Annotated in this window: 5 protein-coding genes; 3 read left to right on the top strand and 2 right to left on the bottom strand. The window is 77.3% G+C overall.

Annotation, left to right across the window (positions count from 1 at the left end):
* Together AE652_RS34635 and AE652_RS34630 are read left to right on the top strand one after the other, a co-directional pair.
* The coding region (locus AE652_RS34635; RefSeq protein WP_159028640.1) for an HAD-IC family P-type ATPase at positions 1 to 662 on the top strand (662 nt) is incomplete at its 5' end.
* The gene (locus AE652_RS34630; protein WP_049658911.1) at positions 659 to 1,144 is read left to right on the top strand and encodes a copper chaperone PCu(A)C; all 486 of its coding nucleotides are present in this window, start codon (positions 659 to 661) and stop codon (positions 1,142 to 1,144) included. The genes AE652_RS34635 and AE652_RS34630, both read left to right, overlap by 4 nt.
* A gap of 75 nt (positions 1,145 to 1,219) precedes the next feature.
* Here AE652_RS34630 and AE652_RS34625 read toward each other — a convergent pair whose 3' ends face one another.
* Together AE652_RS34625 and AE652_RS34620 are read right to left on the bottom strand one after the other, a co-directional pair.
* The gene (locus AE652_RS34625; RefSeq protein ID WP_049658910.1) at positions 1,220 to 2,230 is read right to left on the bottom strand and encodes a hypothetical protein; all 1,011 of its coding nucleotides are present in this window, start codon (positions 2,228 to 2,230) and stop codon (positions 1,220 to 1,222) included.
* A 210-nt stretch (positions 2,231 to 2,440) separates the two neighbouring features.
* The gene (locus AE652_RS34620; RefSeq protein WP_049658908.1) at positions 2,441 to 3,301 is read right to left on the bottom strand and encodes a universal stress protein; all 861 of its coding nucleotides are present in this window, start codon (positions 3,299 to 3,301) and stop codon (positions 2,441 to 2,443) included.
* Positions 3,302 to 3,690: 389 nt separating this feature from the next.
* On the opposite strand from AE652_RS34620, the gene AE652_RS34615 reads away from it, so the two are divergent.
* On the top strand, positions 3,691 to 5,278 hold a 1,588-nt coding region (locus AE652_RS34615), incomplete at its 3' end, for a GAF domain-containing protein (RefSeq protein WP_049658913.1).

The raw sequence follows: 5,278 nt of genomic DNA, 5'->3' as shown, positions 1-5,278 counted from the left end.
CGGGCCGCACGGCCGTCGTGGTCGAGCTGGACGAGCGGCCGGCGGCCGTCCTGGCGGTCGGCGACACGGTGCGCTCGGGGAGCTGGCGGGCCCTGCACCGGCTGCGCGGGCTGGGCCTGGAGACCGTACTGCTGACCGGGGACGGCCCCGGCGCCGCCCGGGCGGTGGCCGCCGAGCTGGGCATCGAGCGGGTGCACTCCTCGGCCTCCCCCGAGCGCAAGGCCGAGGTGGTGGCCGAACTGCGCGCCGCCGGACGGACGGTCGCGGTGGTCGGCGACGGCGTCAACGACGCGGTGGCACTGGCCTCGGCGGACCTCGGGGTGGCGCTGGCCTCCGGCAGCGACGCCGCGATCGGCGCGGCCGGGCTGACCCTGGTGCGCGGCGACATCGAGGCGGTGGTGGACGCCGTACGGCTGGCCCGGCAGACCCTGGCGACCATCCGGGCCAACCTGCTCTGGGCCTTCGGCTACAACCTGGTGCTGATCCCGCTGGCGGCGGTCGGACTGCTCAACCCGATGCTGGCGGCGGTCGCCATGTCGCTCAGCTCGCTGCTCGTGGTGGGCAACAGCCTGCGGCTGCGCACCTGGGAACCGGGGCGGGGACAGCGCAGGGGCCAGGGACAGGGGCAGGGACGGGGACGGCGCAAGGGAGGACGACGGTGAAGGCCTGGAAGCGTCTCGGGGCGGTCGGCCCTCCGGTCGGCGCGGCGGCGCTGGCCCTGGTCCTGCTCACCGGCTGGACGGCGTTCGGCGGGGCCGGCCGCGACCGCCCGGTGGAGGCCGGGCCGGGCTGGGTGCTGCTGCCGACGGCCGGCGCGGCCTCCGCCACGGCGGCCTTCTTCACGATCCGCAACCCGGGCGACATACCGGACGAACTGACCGGCGCCAGCTGGGAGTTCGGCGGCCGGATCACCCTGAAGCGGCACCTGCACCAGGGCGCGGCGGGCCGCTGGGAGCCGGCCCCGGCGCTGCCGGTGCCGGGCCGCGGCGAGCTGCGGATGACCCCGGAGGACGCGGACCTGATGATCGCCGACCCGCCGCCGCTGCGGGCCGGCCAGTGGGTGGAGTTCACCCTCACCTTCCGGCACAGCCCACCGCTGCGGCTCGCCGCCCAGGTGCTGCCGGCGGCTGAACGGCCGCGCTGAACGGGCGCGCTGAAAACGTCAGGGCGTGTCCCGCGGACCGGAAGGATCCGCGGAACACGCCCTGACCTCATCGGCTCAGGAAGGCCGCTCCCCGAGCGTCTCCTCGACCGCCCGGCGCGGGGTGGCCGCCCCGGGCGGGCCGTAGCCGGCCCGCAGGACCAGCTGGACGTGGCCCGGCCCGGCGGCCGGGTCGCGCAGCGCCCAGCGGGTGTCCGGCCACTCGATCGCCTGGTGCCAGACGGTGAGCCGGACGCCGTGCAGCGTGGCCAGCAGCCAGACCCGCTCCAGCGCCTGCCCGGTGCGCAGCCAGTCCGGCGGGCCGTCGCCGCGGGTGCTGAGGGTGCACAGCTGGGGCAGTGCCTCGAAGCGCTGCGAGGGCGGCTGCTCGGGGGCCTCCGGCGGGCGGCCGCCGAACTCGCGCATCGGCACCCGGGCGTCGTGGTCCTGCGGGCCGAGCGCCGACCGCGGGATGCCGTCCTCGGCGGTGCCGTCGTCGGGCCGCAGCCAGGCGCGGGACTCGGCGGCCCTGGCCGGGTCGGCGGCGTTGCGGCGCTCGGCGTCGGCGGTGAGCTGCTGCACCCGCCGTACGCCCTCCTCCTCCAGCGCGGCCAGGGTGACGCCCTCCTCCCGGGCGGCGGCCATCAGCTCGCCGATCACCGCCTCGGGCACGTCGCGCTGGGTGAAGGGCTCGCGGCTGGAGTGACGGGCGGCGATGGCGGGGTAGAGGTCGCGACCGAAGGGCGCCTCCGCGACGGCCGGGCGGGAGAGGTCCAGCACGGCGAGCAGCCCGGGCTCGGCGACGTCCGGCAGCAACCGGACCAGCGGTTCCCGGTCCAGCCGCCCGGCCGCCACCCGCAGGTTGAACACGGCCGCGCCGACCGCGATGTGCACGGCGGCGCCGGCCGGGTCGGCCAGCGGTACGGAACGATCGGTGTCGGCGTACACGGCGAGCCCGCGCCCGTCCGGCGTCGGCACGAAGCGCCAGGGCTGGCTGTTGTGCAGCGACGGCGCCGCGCCGCCGGCGGCGGCGAGCAGGCGCAGGTCGGCCGCGCTGAGCATCTGGGTGAGAGCCGGGTCGAGCGTCATGGCGATCCACTCCTTCAGCCGCTGGGCTTCGGCATCAACCGCGGGGTCAGGACGGGCCCGGAGGTCCCGCTGCTTCCGAGCGTGCGCGCCCGGCCGCGCGGACGACAGGGCCCTTGGGCCCGTCCTCACGACGGCCGGGCCGGGGGCCGTCGCGGGCACAGGCCCGTCCGGTGGATCGGGACGGGGGCGGATCCACCGGACGGGCGTCCGTCACCCGTGCGGGACGACCGCGACGGGAGCCTCGGCGTGGTGCAGGACGGCGTGCGCGACCCGGCCGAGCCGGGGGCCGAACTCGATCGGGCGGCGGCCCCGGCCGACCACGACCAGCGCGGCGCCCGCGGAGGCCTCGACCAGGGCGCGGGCGGCCCCGAGCTGCACGTCCTCGACCACCTCGACGTCCGGGTACCGCTCGCGCGGTCCGGCCAGGGCGAGCGAGAGCAGCTCGGCCTCCAACGCCTCCAGCTGGCCGAGCTCGGCGGCCGGGACGGCGCCGCCCGCGTAGCCGAACACCGGCGGCAGGTCCCAGCCGTGCACCGCCCGGACCCGGGCGCCGCGCAGGGCCGCCGCGCGGAAGGCGAAGTCGAGCACCTCCGGCTCCGGGGTGTGGGCGTCCACGCCGACCACCACCTCGCCCTTGCCGCTCTCGCCCGCCGTTCCGGCCTCGCGCACCACGACCAGCGGCACGGTGCTGCGCCCGGCCACCGAGATGCTGACCGAGCCCAGCAGCAGCCCGGTGAAGCCGCCGCGGCCGCGCGAGCCGAGCACCAGCAGCTCCGCCTCCGCGGCGGCGGCCAGCAGACCGTCCACCGGCGCGTCCAGGACGGCGTCGGTCTCCACGGTCAGCTCCGGGTGCAGGCCGCGGACGTCCTCGGCGGCCTCGGCCAGGGTGCGGCGGACGGCCTCGGGCAGGTCGTCCGACTCCGCGAAGGAGGACACCCCGTCGGTCAGCCACGGCCAGGCGTGCACCAGGCGCAGCGAGGCGCCCCGGCGCACCGCCTCGGCGGCGGCCCAGTGAACGGCCGCGGTGCTCTGCGGCGACCCGTCGACCCCGGCCAGCACGGTTGACGTCATGTCTCTTCCTCCACACTGTCGACACGCTGTCGACGCTCGGCGGTTCGGCGCGGGCCGCGGTGCGCTCTGACGCCCCGTCCGCTCCTCCCCCACCCTGGCACCCGCACACGGCCCGGCGGCAGAGGCCGCAGGACCCTCGGCGACGGGCCGAAAGGCCCGCCCGACGGAGCCTACGGCCGACCCCGCCGTCCCGGCCACCGACACCGGGGCACTACCTTGAACACGGCAATCCCGCTGGTCGGACGGCACCCGAGTCGGGTCGGGCGGCGGGGGCCGTCCGGACGGTGGGCGGGGTGCGTCCGGACGGTGGACGGGCTGGTCAGGGCAGGACGACGAGGAGGACAGCGGTGGGCGGAGCGGACGGCGGCGCGGCGGGTGGCGGCGCGCGGATGCCACGGCTGCGCCTGGACGAGCTGCTGGAGGAGCTCCAGTGGCGGATCGACGCGGCGCGCGGCACGCAGAACCGGGTGCACAGCCTGTTGGAGGCGGTGCTGGCGGTCGGGCGTGAGCTGGACCTGGCGCAGGCGCTGCACCGGATCGTGGAGGCCGCCGCCGACCTGGTGGACGCCCGGTACGGGGCGCTCGGGGTGATCGGGCCGGACGGGCACACCCTGTCGCAGTTCCTGACGGTGGGCCTGAGCGAGGAGGAGATCGCCGAGATCGGCCCGCCGCCGTCGGGCCGGGGCATCCTGGGCGAGCTGATCCGCGAGCCGCGGCCGCTGCGCTGCCCGGTGCTGTCCGACCACCCGGCCTCGGCCGGCTTCCCGGCGAACCACCCGCCGATGCACACCTTCCTGGGGGTGCCGGTGCGGGTGCACGGCGAGGTGTTCGGCAACCTCTACCTGACCGACAAGCGCGGCGGGCTGGACTTCGACGAGGACGACGAGGCGGTGATCTCGACCCTGGCGGTCGCGGCCGGGGTGGCGATCGACAACGCCCGGCTGTACGAGGAGGCGCAGCTGCGCCAGCGCTGGCTGCGGGCGAGCACCGAGATCACCCGAAGCCTGCTGTCGGGGGCGCCGCGGCTGGAGGTGGTCGAGCTGATCGCCCGCCGGGCCCGGGAGATCTCCGGTGCCGAGCTGGCGGACGTCTCGGTGGCGCTGGCCGGCCCGGAGGAGCGGGCCGAGGAGCTGACGGTGGAGGTCGCGCTCGGCGCCGATCCCTCCGCGCGGCTGGGGGTGACGGTGCCGGTGGACGGCACGCTGTCCGGCGCCGCGTACGCCTCCGGTTCGCCGGCCACCAGTGACGAGCTGGCCTCCGACACCCGTTTCCCGGCCGGTCCGGCGGGCCGCTTCGACGGGCTGGGCGCGGCGGTGGCCGTGCCGCTGGGCACCGGTGCCGGGTACGGGCGGGGCGTGCTGCTGCTGGCCCGGGCACAGGGGCAGCCGGCCTTCGGGCCGGAGGAGACGGGCCCGCTGCTGGGCTTCGCCGACCAGGCCGCGCTGGCCCTGGAGCTGGCCGAACGGCGGCGCGACGCCGAGCAGTTGAACCTGCTGGAGGATCGTGACCGGATCGCCCGGGATCTGCACGACCTGGCGATCCAGCGGCTGTTCGCGACCGGGATGACGCTGCAGAGCGCGGGCCGGCTGATCGAGAGCCAGGCCGCGGCGGACCGGGTGGCCCGGGCGGTGGCCGACCTGGACGAGACCATCAAGATCATCCGCTCGACCATCTTCGGCCTGCGCGCCCACAGCGAGCCGGACCGCGGCCTGCGCGCCCGGGCCACCCGGGTGGTCACCGAGGCCCAGGGGCCGCTCGGCTTCGCGCCCCGGCTGAGCATGGAGGGCCTGCTGGACACCGACGTGCCGCAGGAGCTGGCCGGGCACGTGGTCGCGGTCCTCGCCGAGGCGCTCAGCAACGCCGCCCGGCACGCCGGGGCGTCCCGGGTCGAGGTGACGCTGCGCGCGCTGGCCGGGCGGGTGGCGCTGACCGTGACGGACGACGGCGTCGGCGTGCCCGAGGGCGGGCGGCGCAGCG

The sequence above is a fragment of the Kitasatospora sp. MY 5-36 genome (assembly GCF_001182915.1).
Taxonomy (GTDB): Bacteria; Actinomycetota; Actinomycetes; order Streptomycetales; family Streptomycetaceae; genus Kitasatospora.
The sequence above is the reverse complement of the archived record's forward strand: the minus strand, read 5'-3'. Positions and strand labels throughout refer to the sequence as shown.